Annotated in this window: 17 protein-coding genes, 1 tRNA gene and 1 pseudogene; 10 read left to right on the forward strand and 9 right to left on the reverse strand. The window is 54.9% G+C overall.

The window, feature by feature from the left end:
* Positions 1-115: 115 nt before the first annotated feature.
* The 4 genes from infA to QQL76_RS02000 all read left to right on the forward strand — a co-directional run bounded on the left by infA (position 116) and on the right by QQL76_RS02000 (position 1437).
* Entirely contained in the window at positions 116-334 is a 219-nt protein-coding gene (infA, locus tag QQL76_RS01985) for a translation initiation factor IF-1 (protein ID WP_004435948.1), read from the forward strand.
* Between the two features lie 53 nt (positions 335-387).
* On the forward strand, positions 388-1011 hold the full coding sequence (locus tag QQL76_RS01990; protein WP_499206163.1) for a Maf family protein: 624 nt from the start codon (positions 388-390) through the stop codon (positions 1009-1011).
* 2 nt (positions 1012-1013) lie between these two features.
* Positions 1014-1241, forward strand: coding sequence for a DNA gyrase inhibitor YacG (gene yacG / locus QQL76_RS01995; protein ID WP_499206164.1), 228 nt, complete (start codon positions 1014-1016; stop codon positions 1239-1241).
* A 120-nt stretch (positions 1242-1361) separates the two neighbouring features.
* Positions 1362-1437, forward strand: a tRNA-Phe gene (locus QQL76_RS02000).
* Between the two features lie 547 nt (positions 1438-1984).
* On the opposite strand, the pseudogene QQL76_RS02005 reads toward QQL76_RS02000, so the two are convergent.
* The 3 genes and pseudogenes from QQL76_RS02005 to QQL76_RS02015 all read right to left on the reverse strand — a co-directional run.
* A pseudogene (locus QQL76_RS02005) lies at positions 1985-2950 on the reverse strand (recombinase family protein); the annotation flags it as partial.
* Positions 2947-3285 carry a hypothetical protein gene (locus QQL76_RS02010; protein WP_499206165.1) on the reverse strand — a complete coding sequence of 113 codons (339 nt, stop codon included), beginning with the start codon at positions 3283-3285 and terminating at the stop codon, positions 2947-2949. The pseudogene QQL76_RS02005 and the gene QQL76_RS02010, both read right to left, overlap by 4 nt.
* 203 nt (positions 3286-3488) lie before the next feature.
* Positions 3489-3944 carry a YlcI/YnfO family protein gene (locus QQL76_RS02015; protein ID WP_499206166.1) on the reverse strand — a complete coding sequence of 152 codons (456 nt, stop codon included), beginning with the start codon at positions 3942-3944 and terminating at the stop codon, positions 3489-3491.
* Positions 3945-4424: 480 nt separating this feature from the next.
* On the opposite strand from QQL76_RS02015, the gene QQL76_RS02020 reads away from it, so the two are divergent.
* Positions 4425-4631, forward strand: coding sequence for a hypothetical protein (locus QQL76_RS02020; protein WP_499206167.1), 207 nt, complete (start codon positions 4425-4427; stop codon positions 4629-4631).
* Positions 4632-4835: 204 nt separating this feature from the next.
* Positions 4836-5120, forward strand: coding sequence for a hypothetical protein (locus QQL76_RS02025; protein ID WP_499206168.1), 285 nt, complete (start codon positions 4836-4838; stop codon positions 5118-5120).
* Between the two features lie 523 nt (positions 5121-5643).
* Here the strand turns inward: QQL76_RS02025 and QQL76_RS02030 are convergent.
* The gene (locus QQL76_RS02030) at positions 5644-8952 is read right to left on the reverse strand and encodes a DEAD/DEAH box helicase (RefSeq protein ID WP_499206169.1); all 3309 of its coding nucleotides are present in this window, start codon (positions 8950-8952) and stop codon (positions 5644-5646) included.
* Positions 8945-9745 (reverse strand): hypothetical protein, encoded by an 801-nt coding sequence (locus QQL76_RS02035; protein ID WP_499206170.1) that lies wholly within the window; start codon positions 9743-9745, stop codon positions 8945-8947. Before QQL76_RS02035 ends, QQL76_RS02030 begins: the two co-directional genes overlap by 8 nt.
* A 204-nt stretch (positions 9746-9949) precedes the next feature.
* Here QQL76_RS02035 and QQL76_RS02040 point away from each other — a divergent pair, with 204 nt between their 5' ends.
* From QQL76_RS02040 to QQL76_RS02055, 4 genes are read left to right on the forward strand one after another with little or no spacing between them, the layout of a single operon-like run.
* Positions 9950-10510 carry a hypothetical protein gene (locus QQL76_RS02040; RefSeq protein WP_499206171.1) on the forward strand — a complete coding sequence of 187 codons (561 nt, stop codon included), beginning with the start codon at positions 9950-9952 and terminating at the stop codon, positions 10508-10510.
* Complete coding sequence (locus QQL76_RS02045; protein WP_499206172.1) at positions 10507-11856, forward strand: 7-cyano-7-deazaguanine synthase; 1350 nt, start codon at positions 10507-10509, stop codon at positions 11854-11856. Before QQL76_RS02040 ends, QQL76_RS02045 begins: the two co-directional genes overlap by 4 nt.
* Complete coding sequence (locus QQL76_RS02050) at positions 11853-13043, forward strand: XRE family transcriptional regulator (RefSeq protein ID WP_499206173.1); 1191 nt, start codon at positions 11853-11855, stop codon at positions 13041-13043. The genes QQL76_RS02045 and QQL76_RS02050 overlap by 4 nt, the downstream gene beginning before the upstream one ends.
* Complete coding sequence (locus QQL76_RS02055; RefSeq protein WP_499206174.1) at positions 13018-13638, forward strand: PIN domain-containing protein; 621 nt, start codon at positions 13018-13020, stop codon at positions 13636-13638. The genes QQL76_RS02050 and QQL76_RS02055 overlap by 26 nt, the downstream gene beginning before the upstream one ends.
* Positions 13639-13895: 257 nt before the next feature.
* On the opposite strand, the gene QQL76_RS02060 is transcribed toward QQL76_RS02055, so the two are convergent.
* The 4 genes from QQL76_RS02060 to QQL76_RS02075 form a co-directional block, all read right to left on the reverse strand.
* Positions 13896-14750, reverse strand: a complete 855-nt coding sequence (locus tag QQL76_RS02060) for an FRG domain-containing protein (protein ID WP_499206175.1) — start codon at positions 14748-14750, stop codon at positions 13896-13898.
* Positions 14751-14819: 69 nt separating this feature from the next.
* Positions 14820-16274, reverse strand: coding sequence for a type IV secretory system conjugative DNA transfer family protein (locus tag QQL76_RS02065; RefSeq protein ID WP_499206176.1), 1455 nt, complete (start codon positions 16272-16274; stop codon positions 14820-14822).
* Positions 16271-16501 carry a hypothetical protein gene (locus tag QQL76_RS02070; protein WP_499206177.1) on the reverse strand — a complete coding sequence of 77 codons (231 nt, stop codon included), beginning with the start codon at positions 16499-16501 and terminating at the stop codon, positions 16271-16273. Before QQL76_RS02070 ends, QQL76_RS02065 begins: the two co-directional genes overlap by 4 nt.
* Positions 16498-16983, reverse strand: coding sequence for a hypothetical protein (locus QQL76_RS02075; RefSeq protein ID WP_499206178.1), 486 nt, complete (start codon positions 16981-16983; stop codon positions 16498-16500). The genes QQL76_RS02070 and QQL76_RS02075 overlap by 4 nt, the downstream gene beginning before the upstream one ends.
* Positions 16984-17003: the final 20 nt, after the last annotated feature.

Consider the following 17003-nt stretch of genomic DNA (forward strand, 5'->3'; position numbering starts at 1 on the left):
CGCAGTCTCCGGCGTGATCTCGACGGTTCACAAAGGTGACCGGATTGTGTAGTTTCCGCCCAATTTCGGCCGAGGCCTCGGCCTGGGCACTTAAAAACAGAAAGAACCGACCTGTATGGCAAAAGAAGAAGTCCTGGAGTTTCCGGGCGTCGTGACCGAACTGCTTCCGAATGCGACCTTCCGCGTGAAGCTGGAAAACGAGCACGAGATCATCGCCCACACTGCCGGACGCATGCGCAAGAACCGCATCCGCGTTTTGGCTGGTGACAAGGTGCTCGTCGAAATGACGCCCTACGACCTGACCAAGGGCCGCATCACCTATCGCTTCAAATAGCCTTCCAGACGGCCCCAGGCGGCCGGCGGAACGGCTGCGGCTCGGGCTCACCCATGGCGTTGTCCAAGAAACTCATTCTTGCATCCGGTTCGCCTCGGCGGGTCGAACTGCTCGCGCAGGCCGGCATCGAGCCTGACAAGCTGATGCCGATGGAAATCGACGAGACGCCGGCAAAGTCGGAGCACCCTCGCTCACTTGCCCGGCGCCTGTCGAAGGAGAAGGCGGAAGCGGCGCGCGCCGCGATCGTGTCGGATCCAGCGCTCAAGAGCCATTTCATTCTCTCGGCGGACACCGTGGTTTCCGTCGGCCGGCGCAGCATCGGCAAGCCCGAGCGGGTGGATGAGGCATCCAATGCCCTTTACCTGCTTTCGGGCCGTTCGCACCGCGTGTTCACCGGAGTGTGCGTCATCACGCCGTCGGGCAAGCTGCGGCAGACGATTGTGGAGACGCGGGTGCGTTTCAAGCGCTTGTCGACGGTGGAAATCGATTCCTACCTAGCGTCCGGCCAGTGGCGGGGCAAGGCAGGTGGGTACGCCATCCAGGGTTTTGCCGGTGCCTTCGTGGTCAAGCTCGTTGGCTCCTATACGAACGTCGTCGGCTTGCCGCTTTACGAGACCGTGGGTCTTCTAACGGGCGAGGGTTACGACGTGCATTTGAACTGGCTGGAAGCACGCTGAGCATGATTGACGGTGTCGATGGCAAAGTGACGCCTTTGCGCAAGCCGCGGCCGTGCCCGGAATGCGGCAAACCCTCCAGCCGGACCACGTTTCCGTTCTGCTCGACCCGCTGCAAGGAAATCGACCTCAATCGATGGCTGACGGGAGCCTATGTCATTCCGGTGCGCGAAGACGATCCGGAAGAGGGCGATGGCAGCTTGCCGGACGACGATCAAACGGGCCGCGAATAGACTGACAAATTTCGGTGCCGGGTGCTGGACACCGCAATTTCGGGTGGCTATAACCCGCCCACTTCGAAGGGCCAGCCAACGGCCTTTCCCACCGCAGAAATGTCGGCGGATCAAGAAGATGCCCAGGTAGCTCAGTTGGTAGAGCATGCGACTGAAAATCGCAGTGTCGGCGGTTCGACTCCGTCCCTGGGCACCATCTCATTTTTCCGCCCGTGGGCGTTTCCCAACAGCTTGAACGGCATAGAGATTTGCGCGGTTCGATAACCCTCGCCGCGCGCATAGGGCAACTTCTCTGCAAATACGAGTTTTAGTACCGCGCGACGGTCTTCGATGCGAGGCGAATGCCATAGCTTGCAAGGGTTTGCGAGAAAGTCGAATGCGGTTCGATAGGTTTCGTTGAAGCCTTTGAGAGGCTTTCCGCAATTCGCGAGCTTGTCGCGCATGACCGCCTTTTGTGTTTCCATGTCCTGGATGCGCTTCTCATAAGCACGGATGACGGATTCGCTCGAAGCTTCGACCACGCGATCGAGCAGCTGCTCTATTTTCTTCTCGACTAGCTTGATTTCCTTCTCGAGCGACATGCCTTGCGTCCGCGCGCTTGTCAGGCGCGCGTTCCACTGATCGCGAAAGATATCGAACGCGAGATTGAAGAGCCCTTCCGTGGGCTTGAGCGACGAAAGCAAAGTTTCGAATTCACCCTCAATCTTTTCACGGCGAATAGACTTGCGCGTGTCGGGACAACCGCGCGTGTCGCAGAGATAATAGGGATATCGCGCGCTGCGTCCTTTAGACCAGCAAGCAGTCAGGGGCTCTTGGCAATGCGCGCAGGTCACGAAGCCGCGCAGCGGGAAGTCATCCGAGAGATCCTGGCGCGCAGGCACCTTGGGAGTGCCATAGCGGCGTTCCTGGATCGTCTGCCATGTCTGGAGCGAGATAAGCGGCTCGTGTTTTCCAGGGATAAGCCGCAAACCCCAATCCTCATAGGTGATGTGGCCCGCATAAACGCAGCGATCGAACATCTCCGACACGCGCTCGATATGAACCTCATGGTTTTGATTGCGTGGATAGGCGGGCTGGCTTTCAAGAAAGCGCTTCACCTCGGTCATCGTCTGCAGACGACCGCTCGCAAACCCCTCCATTGCGTCTGCGATGATCGAGGCGAGCGGTTCATCGCGCACGAGAAGCTTGCCGTGTCCCGATACGCGCTCGAAGCGATACCCAATCGGCGCGCGTGTCACCCAATAGCCGCCCATGGCGCGAGCGCGCATGCGGTTGGTGGTCTGCTCCGCGTTTTTCTGGCGCTGATGCTGAGAAACGGAGGCGAGAAGATTTTCGACGAGGATCGAGTCCGAGTCTTCGCCAAACTCAATGGACGGGCTCTCCAGCTTGCCGCCAGCAGCGCGGAGAAGATCACGCAGTTCCCAGTGGCCGCGCACGTCGCGCGCGAAGCGGCTTATATCGTCGATGATGACGACCCAGCCATGAGCGCGGTGCTTCTTGAGAAGCTGAATCATCGCCGTCATGGCCGGACGGTGAGTGCTGCCGCCGGAGGCATCGTCGCGAAAAACTTCCGCGACTTCGTACCCTTTGTAAGACGCGAATTCGCGGCAGCGCATCTCCTGGCTGCGAAGGCCATCGCCTTCACGCACCTGCTTGGTGCCCGACACGCGGGCATAGATGACGGCCTTTTGCAGCTTGGCGGAATTCATGGCTGGCACTTCTCTTTCTGGCGTCCCCTATCCGTGCGTTGTTCGAACGCAGCAGAAAGGGTGTTGTCTCCTAGTGTGTTGTGATGTCCTGAGGATATCACGCGAGAGACGGATGCTTCACGCACGAGATCGATTTCATCCCCACCCTTGCGGGCAAGCTGCGCGGCATCGTCGCCAAAGGCGCGATCAACGAAGGAGCGCATAATCTCATGGAGAATGGAGACCATTTCGATCTTGGCCGACAGGGGCAGATCAAGATGGGCGATATGGCTCAGATAACCATCCATCTGTTCTGAGGCCACAGCTTCAGCGTTTTCTACGTCCATCCTGCTCATCGCCGTGTTCTCCTATTCGGTAAATTGAGGCTCCCTTGTTCTATGTCGGCTCATTAGTCCGATATAGAACAATACATGAACGATGCTCAGCTGTAAAGATTATATTCCTATTTGTATATCAAGTTGCTAGTACGATCGGGGTTGATACTAGCACCATGTAGGGATGATGAGGGTACCCACGCCGAACGTCAAGTGGGTACCCACTATTTCGGCTTTAGGGCTTTCTGAATAGCGCGCTCTATCCAGTCGTTACGGTTGAGTTCGGTGCCCTCTACCGCCGCATCGACTTTGTCGATTAAATCAGGAGGCAAACGCAGCTTTACCTGTTTTTTGGGACGGTTCTCCTCCGCCCAGCGGGGGCGAAGCGAAGGCGCTGTAGTACTATCGGACGGATTCTTGCTCACTTCATTCATTAAGTCGGCATTTGGCCGCACTTCTGCAAATATCATACTACGCTGACAACGAAATGAGTAAGTATATTTAGCGGAGCTGACGCTTTGTTTGTCGTTAAAAACGCTTAGGCCATCAGCATCTTCTATGAGCTCGGCGCTGTCAAACCAGAAAATTGCGCGGGGGTTACTTATGCCCTTGAGGGCAATGGAGACCTGAACTCCCCCACTGTTGCGCCAAGACAATAAGACCGGACGCTTGAGGTCCAAGTCGGCATCAGCAGGGACTGAAGCCTTAACGCCACTTCCAAAGGTCCTTGTGATTGCGCACTCACATAGCTGAGCCAGCGCCAACAGAAGGCTTTCATCCAGCGATCTCGAAACGTGACTTCTATCAGACCGGATGCTTTGCAGAAATTCTGACAATCCCGGCTTTGCCGCATCTGAGGAGCTCGTAGCTTTTGTCGATGTGGGAGGTCGAGGCATAGTCTTCGTGATCTCGGAATGCTGGAAGTCACATGGTACCCACGCTGCTCGTTATCACCAAGCGTCGTTCTGGCGTTAGGCAAGACAAATTCCAGCCTTTAGCGATGGCGCGATACCGGACTGCTTCAGCCCGTCAATGTCCTGCCCGCTCCATTCGCCTGCGTGCCGCAGGCTCCCGTGTTGACCATGACGGGCCGTCGCCGCGTCCGGTCTGTTTCGCGCATCGGCTGGAATCGTTTAGCCCACCAACGAAAAGAACAAACCATGAGAATGAGCAAACCGCAGAGCCTTCCTACCCGCCCCTATTCCGTAGTGATGCACCAGACCCGCTCCTACGTCGTTACGATCGAAGCGGCTTCCGAAGAGGCAGCAATCAACGAAGCTGCGGACCTGTTCGATTGCGATAACAGCAGCTTCCTCTTGCGCGACCTCGAAATCGAGGGCTGGGAGGCATCGCCTATAGATCAGTGAGTGCTCCAGCGCCCGATCCTTGCAGCGATGGGGCGACCTCATCGCAGGTCATTGATATGCGCCGTTCGTCGAAGCATGAGAGCATTCACAAGAACACCGCTCAGGCATAGAGTTGCCCAACAGGCCAATTCTCTAATGAGGCGGTATGTTGACCGACCGCCGCCAGGTCCAGCACGCTACAGTGGCCTAAAAGGAGAGCGGGCCATGCCCCACGCCGACAAGCCGTTCATCCCAGGATTGATCGACGCCGACCCTGCGCCAATCCGCCTTGAGATCGAGGTGCAGCCATGGCAAGCGGAGATCTTGCTTGGCTGGAAGATACCCGAAGAGCATTGCGGAAATTCGCTTGCGGAGCGCGTCCAGTTCATAGTCGATGACTATGCCCTCAGCTTAAAGAGCGCTGACGCCGACCGCCAACGATCCGAGCAATATCGCAGCGAAAATCCGTCTTACGCTCCACCACAGAGCGATGACGAGGTGCCGCTATAGCCCTGGCAGGCCAGGTCGAGAGGCGCGCCTCCGGTTGGCGATAGCAGGCCCTATTCTGGAAATATACGGCACGGTGAGCGGAAGCTTCAGTTCCGGGTTGAACCAGCTTCACAGCGTCGGGCGTTCGTAGATCAGGACAGTAAGAGGAAACGCAAGATGTGCGGTGTAGTACCGCAATCTTGGCAGGGGGCCGCTGCGCGCCCCCGTGCACCCCCTAGCCTTTGGTGCATTCGAGCATCGAGCCAACATGCACCAAGCGAAACGTCCGCCGTTTCATCGCGCACAGGTGGGGCTTTCGCTCCCCTCCCGTGACCCACCACGACCACCGTATGCCGATGGAACGCACCAGAGCGTCCGCCGCCCATGGACCCGCGCCATGCTTTCGCGCATGGAGGCGACGATGCGGTTTACGGACCCGCCACATATTAAACTGACAGTTCACGTTTTGGTCGTGTTGTTTTATCATCATTCAACGTTCGGATTGTCATCCTTCGCACGATCGTCAAAACTTGCTCTCGCTCGATCAATCGCTGACAACTATGCCTTCGAAAGCGAGCAGGGCGTGTGCATTGCGCACCCGTTGTATCGTATCATCGAAGCTCTCGCCTTCCTCCCCAGCTTTGATATGTTTTGCCATGGCTTGGTAGCGGGTTCTTACGCCGACGCGTGATATATCGCGACGTGAAGATATTACGCGCACCGCCAAACACTCAGGCGTGTCGCATCCTTCTCGGACGGCTGCTGCTAAGGTCGAAAGTGTGAGCGGCAGCAATATATCCTGACCTTGGGCCGTCTGGCGAGCGGCGCGGAGCCGTGCGGGAAGACCTGCTAAGAACGCGAAATCGGGCACCAGTCTCAATACAAAATGGCGAGCGTGCTTACATTTGGCGCTGTCCGGGCCGTCGGGATATCGCGCTTCAATCACGCTTAGCGGTGCACCTCTCATCCAATGCTCCAGAAAATCAGCCATTATCGGAAGCGCATGCTGCCCTTTCTCTTTGTCAGAGAGTTTTGCAAAATCACCACCAAATAAATCATGGACGTTTTCCGGCCGGAAAACCTCCAGGACATATGTTGGATGGGCGCTAAGCCACTCGATTAGTGCTGCTATGGCGGAGCTAGTAGATTTATAATTCTCTTCAATATCAAAAATCGCTGCGATCTCGCGCAACTTATCTACAGTCATCCCGCTCAGCCCTGATATCTTATCAAGCCATTCCTCACCGACCGGTACCTGAACCTTATTGCGTGCCGCAAAGGCGGCTTGAATGCGGTCTTCTATCCAGGCGGTGTCATTCCGTTGGCGCGCTTGATACGCCGCAAGCGATTTTCCGACGATATTGCGAAGCGATGTCTCGCTACCATCGATATCGGCGGGTGGCAGTCTGCTCACAAAGTAGGCTGGCATCCCTTCTTCGAAGGTGCCTGCGTGGATGCGGTCCAGCAAAGCGCTCGTAGGATCGTCTATCTCCAAGCATTGATCGCTCTGAGAAAAGATCGATTGGAGCGTCATCCAGTGCGCTCCGATCAAGCCTGCTTCATGGTCGAATTCGACTACCTTGCTCGGCACGACGAGGACGATACCCTGCGAACTTTCGCCCGCGCGGCCAGCTCGACCTGCGGCATTGAGAAGTTCATGCGCTTCCAGCTGTGCCATTTTGTCAACGGCAGGATCAAAGCGGCTATCCCCAGCAATGATCACGAGCTCACTGGGCAAGTTCATACCTTGGGCCAAGGTTGATGTCGCAACAAGAATCTCAATGCCATTAGGTCGTTTGAAAAGAGATTCGTGGAGCATCCTTTCTTCGCGGAGCAATAAAGAGTGGTGCCCTGCAGCGCCTGACGAATAAGTCCCGTCAACCGCAACCGAAATGTAACAATGATCGCTACCGCCCATCTCTTCCGAAGCTATCCGATACAGTTCGGCTTCGCTTTCAGTGAGCGTGACAGTTTTGGCTTCGCGCAATTTAGGTAGTTCGCGAACGGCGGATTCTGCCAATACAACCGATTGCACGAAAACTAGGGTTTTCAGCCCCGCATCTGCAGCAGCAGCGGCGACTAACGCACTGGTATGGTTTCCATTTGGAGTAAGATACCAATTCCGGCCCTTCTTAGTCGTTCCCGTAGAAAGATGGTGTGCATCCGGCAATAACGGCAGAAGAGCATAGTCAGCACGATCTGTAGTCGCCCAGGTCTGCTGTAATCCAAAAAAGCCGAAGGGCTGGGCCACGAGTTCTCGCGCGATTTTTGCGGGTGCATTCTTGTTGTTTGAGTTGGCACGTGCTTCCTTCAGAAACTGATTCAGCTCTTCGATACGCTTCGACTCGTAGACTACGGTGCCCCTTACCTGTCGCGTTGGCTTCCACGGAAGATTGAGCGACAGACACGCGCGGCCCGTGAGCTCGCTAATCCACCCGGCAATCTCAGGAGTGTTTTTCATCATCGCAGAAAGCAGAAGAAAATCGGCTTTCGGCGCCGTCGCCGCGAGATTGAGCACAGCTAACATTGAATCGATGCTACGCCGACTTCTTTCCGGGTCTCTCGGATGAAGCAAATGACATTCATCGAAAACAACAAGTCCTAAATTTTCGAAGGCTTCCGGCTGGGTGGTTAGAAGCATGAGACAACGTTCAGGAGTTGTGACCACGGCTTCAGGTAAGACAACCACCTCATCGAATGCGACGTCGTCATCGACATCGCCCAGAATTTCGAAGTCAAACTGATTAAACGTGGATTGAAGCGCACGCGCCGTTTGATCCACGAGTGCATGCGTAGGAGCGAGGAACACAACCTTCTCGCCGCGAAGAAGAGCTGTTGCTATTTTCAGTTCAGCAAGTGTCGACTTTCCGCCGCCAGTCGGGAAGCTAATTGCTGATGATACTCCCTTGTTAAGATAGCCGCTGGCAACCGCTTCACGATGGTTCCGCCAGAGATAGGGGCGTTTTCTGGCCATCTGGCGAATTATTTTCCACCAGTCATCTTCCGATACCTGATCTGGTGTCGGGATGCGGCTTAGTGCTGAGTCAATGAGGTCTCGGTCTACGGCAAGAAGTAGGTTTGCGAGGTGAAGAGGCCCAGAAAAGACGCTGAAAACGGGAACGTCTCCTTCTAATACGCCATCCAATTGCTGGACGCTGAGTGTTTTCACACGCACAAAGAAAGAAGACGGCGATTCATGACCTCCATCGACATCAGGAAGATCGGTGCGCGAAAGCAGCCGCTCAGCCATATTTCGTACGCCCTTAAGTAGTTCTAAATAAAGGGCAGCGACTGCCTTCTCTTCAGGTGCCAAATTCTCCGGCAAATTTGGCAGTGTCACCCGCCGAACTAAGCGCATACGGCCAAAGCAAAAGTGCTTGAGAGCCGTCAACAGAGCCGCCTCTATCGCGCGCTCTGGTTCAGTGGATATGCCGATGCGCTTAGCACATTCTGCTGCGTCAGCGTGCGCTTCTGCGACCAGGAAGAGCAGGCTAGCGCACACTTCAGGTGATAAACTTTCAGCATTGAGATACGAGGCCGGTCGGTCATCGCGCATAGTGGCAAGCAGGTGGACCTGGTGCGCTGAGGCCGACACAAAAGCTGCAGCCGACCTGTTCTCTCGTTCCGGAAGCAGTGCTACGTATGACTCATGTGCGGCTGCAAGGCGCCGCATCTCAAGAAGCGTCTGGTTGAGGCTCTCCAGTGCTATCATGCCTGGCTGCGCGCGGACCTCAATACGTGCCGCGACAATCTGTGCAAAAGCCTGCGTCAGCCTTTTTGGCAAATCAATCAAGTCGAGCCCAGAAAGCGCAGGGGAGCTTGCGATGATAGCTGCGGTAACGGGATCAAACATTGCCCAGCTCCTTCAGCCTTGTGATGACGCGCGCAGAAAAATCACTCATCCATGGCCGAAGATCATCGAAATGCATGGTCTCGGCGCGACGGCGAAGCTTGTCTCCCGCTGCCATAGAGTCGTAATCGACGAATAGGCGGGCTCGGTCTGCATCCTTTTGGTGAATGCTGCCAGTCGAGATACTTAGACGGTAACGCCTTGCTTCTTGCCAAAAGACTTTATCGATTGCTTCGTCTACATTGAGGCCCGGAAATCGATGCTGCTGTGCTTCCAAAAGACCAGTGGCTTCGTGTGTGAGTTCCGTAACGCGCTCACCCGCTTCAAGTTGAGCAATTCCGGGCCAAACATCCTCTCGTATTGTCTTCCGTGGATCATCAGTGGCTTTATCTTCAAACACCACAATAGCAATGACGGTATTGCCATCTGCCGACACCTCAAGCTGGATTCCATCAAAACCTTTGTGTGCTTTAAATATATGTGGGGGCCTCAAGATGGATCCCGTTTGGAGCTGGTGGCTTGCGGCGATCCAAGAGATTATTTGAAACAACCATCCATCGCGCTGCCAAGGATCACCATTTTTCGATACTTGCATCTTGGATATCGCATCCGCAGCGTGCTCTTTAGAGCCTTTAGGCGCAGGCACATTCAACCCTTCCAGTATCGAAGCAATGTGCCGATATTGTCCCATCGCGACACGCGCCACGCGGTCTGCAAGTACGTCTATGTCATCCACAGTCCAGCGCGAGCCGTGGCACAGCTCTCCATGTGCAATTGGCGTCAAAGTTAGCGTCATGACTGCCCCCCCCTCTACGAACATATCCAATACCGCGATTTTTGACAGAAAAAACAATCAGAAGAAGAGGCCTGCATTGGCATCTGAATCGTATCCACTTGAAAACATTCGTTTAATTTGAAATTCACCCGCAGTAATCAGAGGGCTGAAGAATTTGACAATGTCAGCAATTTCTTGATATTATCCTGACATTGGAGAATCGTCATGAGTGATGGACCTCATCGTAGTCTCAATATGCGACCCCACTGGAAAACAACTGCTCAGTGGGCGGCGAACCTTGCGCATACGGCTGAGGAAGTTAGCAGCGCGTTAGAGCATGCAATCAAGAAAGACATTCTCGAAGCGCCTATCGCTGCCATGCGTGAAATTATGAACAGCGATACGCTTTTTCCAGAATTGCGCATCGAGCAGCTAGAGGCTCTCCGCGCCCGTCATCCCCGCTCTTCGGCTGCAAACAGCCTGATCGACTGCGCTGTGGAAGTAGCGGCGAATGGGGGTACTGGTGAAGCGGGCGCAGTAGCCGCGTTGGCAGCAGCAGTGGAAGATCAGGTGCGAGCACCGCTTCGAGGTATAGACGAACATTACCAACGGGAAGCTGATGCGCGAGCAAGTCGGAACGTCCGGCGCAGACTAGATGAAGCGATGGCGAAGATAGACTGCTTTGGAGTTGCCCGTGAATTGCTCGCACCTCAGCGACCGCCGTCGCGACGCTCTTTGGAGCTACGACGCCAGTCCGGCATTGAGGAAGGGCCGCCGCTACCATGAGCACTCTTGCCTATCATGCGAGGGTGCCGTCCCACGCGATTGATGTTGTTTCCAAAGGGCGAGCGCGAAAAGGGCGGTCTGCTTTCAATCTGGAAGAGAACTTCAAATGTTCAACCGCGGCTCTCGAATCCTATGCGTTCGCGCAATGGGAACCAGTAATCTTCGACGCAATGCTTGTTGCAGCGTCGATCGAGTACGCAGACTACGCTTTCAGTCGGTCAAAACTCGGTTGGCGTCGTGAATTCAAAGTGCGCGTTCCTGTTCTTGAGCCCGGACGCTGGGCAGCACATGATGTCTATGAAACACTGCGAGATGCGGCATCGTTCCTGACTGGTGACAGTTGGGATTTTGAATTCGTGCAACGCGAAGGCGAAACGCCAAGGCCATCGCAGAGTTCTCTCCAGTTTACCATGACCACCGACGCGGTCATGGCATATAGCGATGGCATGGATTCGCGCGCTGTCGCTGGTCTAATGGCGGAAAAGCTCGGCCGAAAAATCGTTCGCGTGAGGGTAGGATCAACGGGTGGCGGACGGCCAGCAGAAGGAGAGCCTTTCACAAGAGTGCCATACAACGTCAAGGCCTCTGGAGAGAGCAGTGGTAGAAGTCGAGGCTTCAAGTTTGCACTTATAAGCGGCATTGCTGCGTATCTTACGGACGCTTCACAGATTATCTTACCGGAAAGCGGTCAAGGCTTGTTTGGACCAGTACTCGTCACTTCGTCCGTGCAAGCCTATCCTGACTATCGCAACCATCCGCTATTCACGATGCGTATGGAGCGTTTTCTCACGGCGCTTATCAAACACCCAGTTCACTTTATCTTCCCGCGTGTCTGGTCCACCAAAGCGGAAACGCTGGAAGCATATGCCGCACTGTCCAACGGCGACGATTGGCGCAACACGCGATCTTGTTGGCAAAGCGCCCGGCATTGCTCCCTAAATGGACATCTTTTGCAGTGTGGGGTCTGCGCAGCGTGTTTGCTTCGCCGAATGAGCATTCATGCGGCTGGTTTGAAGGACGATGAGAGCTCTTATGCTTGTCGGGATCTATCTGCTGCTACGTTTGAAGAGGCCATTCAGCCAGGCTGCCGCATAAGCGGCCGCTCGCTGCGCGAGTATGCGATAGCGGGCACGCAGCATCTCGACCACATGGCCGATCTCACTATGCCGATACACTTTGCTGCTCTACGTCGTCATGCCCTCCTAGTTGCCCCTGCGCTTAGCATGTTGGCTGCCGATGTGGAGCCAGCCCTGATGAGCCTGTTTGATCGGCATGCTGTCCAGTGGAATAGCTTTTTGAAAGATAAAGGAGCGCGTTCCTTCCTCAGACAGTGGACGCGGGCATGAACATGACGGAATCACGCGAACGACTATCAGATTCGGAGATAGGTGAGCGCCTTCGCCTCGCACGTGAAGGACGCAAGGTCACGCAAGCGGAGGCAGCCGACTTAATTGGTGCAGCGCGTACGACGATTGTTGCTATTGAGCAGGGAAAGCGGCGCATCCAAATGGATGAACTGCAAAAGCTTGCGGCTGCATATGGCCTTTCAGCCAACGCCGTTCTTCGCCGAGAGGCGGTTCACCTCGATATGGTTCCGCAATTTCGTAAGCTGCGCGAGAGCGAGGATGATGCCGTTGAACAGGCAACTCGTCTACTTAACGAGCTTGTAAGAGCAGAAGTCGAATTGGAGGATGCGCTCGGCGTAAAGCGAGAGTCTCGGTATCCTCCTGAACGTCCAATCTTGCCGGGTGACCTTTACACCCAAGCTGAGCAGCATGCGCAAGAACTTAGAGACTTCCTTGGCCTAGGCCCTGGCCCGATCATGGACATCGTGTCCATCCTCGACCTTCACTTGGGTATACGTGTTTATGTTCGCCGATTGCCTAGCAAGATCGCTGGTTTGTTCGCTTACAACGATCGCGCAGGTGCCTGCATCCTTCTCAACGCGAGTCATCCGCACGAGCGCCTGACGCAAAGTGGTGCACATGAAACGGCTCACTTTATTTCTACGCGTCGTCAGCCCGAAGTTCTGACTGAAGACGAGCGTTTTGTGTCCAGGGAGGAGCGATACGCCAACATATTTCAGCGCTGTTTTCTAACTCCTGGCCGCGCCGTGCGCCAGCGCTTTGCAGAGATCACCGCTGGGCAGTCACACCTCACCCGTCGTCACGTCATTCTATTGGCCGACGCATTCAGTGTCTCACGCGAAGCGGTCGTGAGGCGTCTTGAAGAGCTTGGTCTCGCGCGCAAGGGAACGTGGGATTGGTTCGTCTCAAACGGCGGAATAAGTGATAAAGATGTTGAACAAGTGCTGGGTGAGGGGCCAGCGCGCCCTTCATATAAGAGCCTAGCGCGAGGACTTGTTCCGCCGCGTTTAGCGCTACTTGCGCGTGAGGCATGGAAAAAAGAACTGTACAGCGAAGGGCAGCTTGCTCGTATGCTTCAGCTCGACTTGCATGGCATTAGAGAGGTTTTAGACGGCGCAGAGCGTGAGGAGAGCGAAGCTGATGAGCTTGTTCGCATTCCCCGCTAGCCCTGACGCCCCGTTTGTGGCCGATGCAAGTGTTGTGATCGGTCTCAACGCCAGCGGTCACGCGCGTAAAATTATTCAACTGACAAAAAGCCGAATCATTGTTCCAGAGAATGCAGCGAACGAACTAGCGATCGGTGCGCGATTTGGACATGACGATGGGTACCAGTTGAATTCGCTTATTGCCGATGGGATTGTCGACGTGGAAGCGCTCAAAGGCGCTGCACTTGCGATCTACGAGACACTGATCGATGGCACTTTAGGAGAAACCCTTGACGATGGCGAGGCAGCGACAATTGCGTTAGCCGTCAGTCAAGGTGGAGTCGCGCTCATTGACGAGCGAAAGGCTAGACGCATCTGCGAAAAACACTTCAACGGAATAACTATTGGCAGCACCGCACAGCTCATACTGGCAGCCTCATGCCTTGGTGAATCGGTGCAGATTGAAGCAATGCTCCATGCCCTCCGCAGAGGGCGATTGCGCGTTCCTCCAGAATTTGTAGAGTCAGTCGTCTCGCTAATTGGTGCCCAAGAGGCTGCGACATGTCAAAGCCTACCACGCGTAGCGCGGCTTCTTGGTTCAAACAGTAAGCCCTAATCGGGCGGCTCTCCCCAGTATTTTAATGGCTTTGCCCTCGCCGTTTGCAAGGACGCGGTTCCCGAGGCTCCGCGCCAACGTCTTGTGCGCCCGCCGCGCTATCCCCTTGCAAACGCTACCCCATTCTCGCCGAAGGGCAGAAGGTTATGACATAACCTTATTAGGAATTTCAGAGAGTGTCTGCAGGGTTCAGGTTAAACGCAGTAACGGCGCGTGGCGTAAAGGTGGAGCACGTGTTTATGCCATACTGAGCTCCGTTAATTTTTAGATGGGACTGTCCATTTCTTTTTAATGTATTTAGAAGCGAATTCGATCTCTGGAAACATCGTCCGAGAGTTAATGTTAATTACATCTAATTCATTGAGAATGTCGGCCTTCTTGTCTCTGTCAATTGATATGACATGAGAAGTAAAACCTTTTGAGCTGTCGGGTGCGGTATAACGCAAGAGTCCTGCTGCAACAAACGCCCCAGATTGAGCTATAACACGACGATTATTTTTTAATGGATAAACAAAAAAATATCTAAACAGATGTCTCGGATCTACGAGATTTAAGAAATACGGTTTTTCCACCCGGACGAATTGCATCAAGCGTAGTATCGCGGCTTTTTTTCGAAAGCGCGTTATTGCTGCTTTGCTCCAATTCCCAACGTCATCGTACGCGTCAATGATAGCTTCCCGCTCAGCGTCTGATAATCTTGCTAGATTACAGATTAGGCTTATAGTGTCACTATCCGCATACTTTACGCGCTTATCGATGAAATCGAATACCTTAACGGCACCGTCTTTGTCGTGATGCTCTTCCTCGTTGCAGGCAAAATAGAGGCCCACCAACGGGTTGAGGGACACATCCAGCAAACGCGTTGGTAGGCCGTAATGCTGTGCCCTTACGAGTTTATCGAACATGGATTTGTCGCTGCTGAACTCCGTCGGAGCCTCCAGCATAAGTTCGCTGAAAATCTGATTTTCCGCCTCGTGGTGGACGCCGCGCATTATCGACGGCATTAGCCTCCAGGCGGCATCAGACTCCCCTCGATAACACCTTTCTCCAGTCGTTAGAGGACTGAGAGAAAATACATGTTCAAGATATGACGTGACACTGGTGGCAACCATGCGACTGCGAGTTTTAGACAATTGATCCTCCAGTTAAAACTATTCCACGGTAGCCATAAATTGCCAACGTTAATATTCGAGGAAATGTATGAGTCGAGCCAAATCATCGACATTTTGAGTTATGGGCCGCCTCGGGGAGGTGGCTTTAAGCCATTCATACTTGTCTTGCTTGTCTCTAATGTCGCGAAGCATGCCCGACAGCTCAGGCCGTTCCCAAAAATTGGGCACATCCACGATGAAAAATCCATGATCACGCGCTTCTAACAGGGCTGACTCACCGCCAGTGGCAGCTCGGATGTCCTCGACCTGAAGGAGCGGTCGCGACTGTTCGCCAAGGCTGTCTCCTGATCCGTTCACCTGGTTCTGATTGACGTTGAAGCCGCGCACCATCACGCTCGTTTTGCCGGAACGATGTTCAATATCCCGCAGAGTCTCGTTGTCTGGAAGCCCGCGATAAAGCGTGTGCGCTACGGCTTTCTTCCAGATGCGCGCCGTCTCACGCCCGTATTTGGCTTCAATCTGCGCAGTTGCGTTTTGAAATACGCCGAGGAAGTTGATGCCGCGCTGGCGGTATAAGGTCAGAATTTCATAAAAGTTCGAAACGTAGAGCTGGCCCCACTCCTCCCCGACGAGCAATGCGCGCAGCGGGCCATCCGCATCTGCGAACCGTTCGACGATAGCCGCCGTCATTGCGCCGACAAAGGTTCGGCTTGTCTCACTTCTGGCAGAGCCAATGATGAAAAGCGCCGTGCGCTCACTCTTCATATCACCAGGGTCGAACGTATTGCGTTCCGTGGCCGCACGGGCTGCGTTGCCCGGCTGAAAAGCGCGCAAGCGCTCGATGATTACGGAGTTGTAGGCATTCCACTGATCCTGGGAGGCAGTCAGGCTCGCCAGTTGCAAGCACATGCCCCAATCATCTTTCATCCGGTGGTCACACGCCCAGAGCAGGAAGTCGTCCCGAATGTCCTCGCGACCGCGGGCGAAAAAATCCCAAAGACCACCTGCTGTGCAGGGCCAGCGAGCTGAGGGATTTAGGGCCGTGATTTTGTTGTAGGTCGCAAAGGCGGTGCGAGCGCCTTGCCCAATCCAGCGGTGGTTTGGGTTGGGATCGACCGGAACGAGGTAGCTTGCGCAGTCATAGGCGACATCGCCAACAATCCCACGCAGCTCTGGACGTGCCGCGACTTCGAGAAGGCGCGTGTTGAAGTTGAAACATTCCGATGGGTAGCCGTAGAGGCCATCCGGATTGATGAAGCGGACGCGGTAGCCCTGCCGCTCCAGGGTTTTCCAGGACACCCAGGCGAGTTCCGCATCCTTGGGGTCGGTGATGATTTTGGTGAGATGGGTGGTGCGCGGGGAGACGAGGTTGACGCCGAGGAACCGCGTGAGTTTGCCTTTTCCCGCCTGCGCATCGATGGCCACGGGCTCAGTGCCGCCATAGACGACAGGGCGACCGTTGAAGAAACCGAGTTCGATCCCGAGCCGAAGAGATTGCTGCGGTATGATGGTCAGCTCATTCATATCAGCCCCGCGTCGGTTAAGGCTTGCTCGTCATCCAGCATGGCATGGCCGAGAGAGCCGCTAGGATTGGCGATCAACATCGCTTGCGTCTGCGCAAGCGCCTGGCGCTCGGCTCGGATGCGGGCCAGGCGCATCTGTTCGGCATCTTCCCACGCGAGCCGCTGCTGTTGGTGGGACTCAAGCATCCAGACGAATTGATACAGCTGGACGACTTTGCCGAAGCTCATCGCCCTTTCTCATCATCCCAGCTTGCAAAACGGAACGGGATTTGCGGACGCTCCTGAGGCGGAGGCGGCGCGAGAGGCTGCACGGGCGGAAAGTCTGTTTGTTCGGTGAGTTCTGAGCCAGCCTGATTAGCCATCAGAATGGCCATGCCGAGAGACCCAAGCGCATACCCAAAGAGAACGACGTAGAAAAGGTAATCCGGGTTGAGGCGAAAATCCGTAAATAGCTCCAGAACGAAACAACACAATGGAAGCAGGAAGGCACCGAGAAGGCCGCGCTTCACGAAGCCCCGCGCCTCATCCGGCATGAGGATTTCTTTCCCCAGCCTGCGCGGCTTGTTCCAGGCAAGCAGGCATAGAACCGTCAAAACCAAAGACGCGATTATAAAGACGACGAAGGCGACAAGCGCCAAGGCGTAGAGCATGGCTCCTACGAACGCGAGCACCATAATCATGCCCTTGTTTTCATCGTTCTGCGAAGACATCGGTCATCTCCTATTTTGAG

The organism is Rhizobium albus (assembly GCA_030160035.1).
GTDB classification, from domain to species: domain Bacteria; phylum Pseudomonadota; class Alphaproteobacteria; order Rhizobiales; family Rhizobiaceae; genus Georhizobium; species Georhizobium albus.

Excerpts from the sequence above, each read along its gene's own strand:
- infA (WP_004435948.1), top strand. The coding sequence starts at position 116 with ATGGCAAAAGAAGAAGTCCTGGAGTTTCCGGGCGTCGTGACCGAACTG.
- QQL76_RS01990 (WP_499206163.1), top strand. The coding sequence starts at position 388 with ATGGCGTTGTCCAAGAAACTCATTCTTGCATCCGGTTCGCCTCGGCGG.
- yacG (WP_499206164.1), top strand. The coding sequence starts at position 1,014 with ATGATTGACGGTGTCGATGGCAAAGTGACGCCTTTGCGCAAGCCGCGG.
- QQL76_RS02010 (WP_499206165.1), bottom strand. The coding sequence starts at position 3,285 with ATGAGCAGGATGGACGTAGAAAACGCTGAAGCTGTGGCCTCAGAACAG.
- QQL76_RS02020 (WP_499206167.1), top strand. The coding sequence starts at position 4,425 with ATGAGAATGAGCAAACCGCAGAGCCTTCCTACCCGCCCCTATTCCGTA.
- QQL76_RS02025 (WP_499206168.1), top strand. The coding sequence starts at position 4,836 with ATGCCCCACGCCGACAAGCCGTTCATCCCAGGATTGATCGACGCCGAC.
- QQL76_RS02030 (WP_499206169.1), bottom strand. The coding sequence starts at position 8,952 with ATGTTTGATCCCGTTACCGCAGCTATCATCGCAAGCTCCCCTGCGCTT.
- QQL76_RS02035 (WP_499206170.1), bottom strand. The coding sequence starts at position 9,745 with ATGACGCTAACTTTGACGCCAATTGCACATGGAGAGCTGTGCCACGGC.
- QQL76_RS02040 (WP_499206171.1), top strand. The coding sequence starts at position 9,950 with ATGAGTGATGGACCTCATCGTAGTCTCAATATGCGACCCCACTGGAAA.
- QQL76_RS02045 (WP_499206172.1), top strand. The coding sequence starts at position 10,507 with ATGAGCACTCTTGCCTATCATGCGAGGGTGCCGTCCCACGCGATTGAT.
- QQL76_RS02050 (WP_499206173.1), top strand. The coding sequence starts at position 11,853 with ATGAACATGACGGAATCACGCGAACGACTATCAGATTCGGAGATAGGT.
- QQL76_RS02055 (WP_499206174.1), top strand. The coding sequence starts at position 13,018 with ATGAGCTTGTTCGCATTCCCCGCTAGCCCTGACGCCCCGTTTGTGGCC.
- QQL76_RS02060 (WP_499206175.1), bottom strand. The coding sequence starts at position 14,750 with ATGGTTGCCACCAGTGTCACGTCATATCTTGAACATGTATTTTCTCTC.
- QQL76_RS02065 (WP_499206176.1), bottom strand. The coding sequence starts at position 16,274 with ATGAATGAGCTGACCATCATACCGCAGCAATCTCTTCGGCTCGGGATC.
- QQL76_RS02070 (WP_499206177.1), bottom strand. The coding sequence starts at position 16,501 with ATGAGCTTCGGCAAAGTCGTCCAGCTGTATCAATTCGTCTGGATGCTT.
- QQL76_RS02075 (WP_499206178.1), bottom strand. The coding sequence starts at position 16,983 with ATGTCTTCGCAGAACGATGAAAACAAGGGCATGATTATGGTGCTCGCG.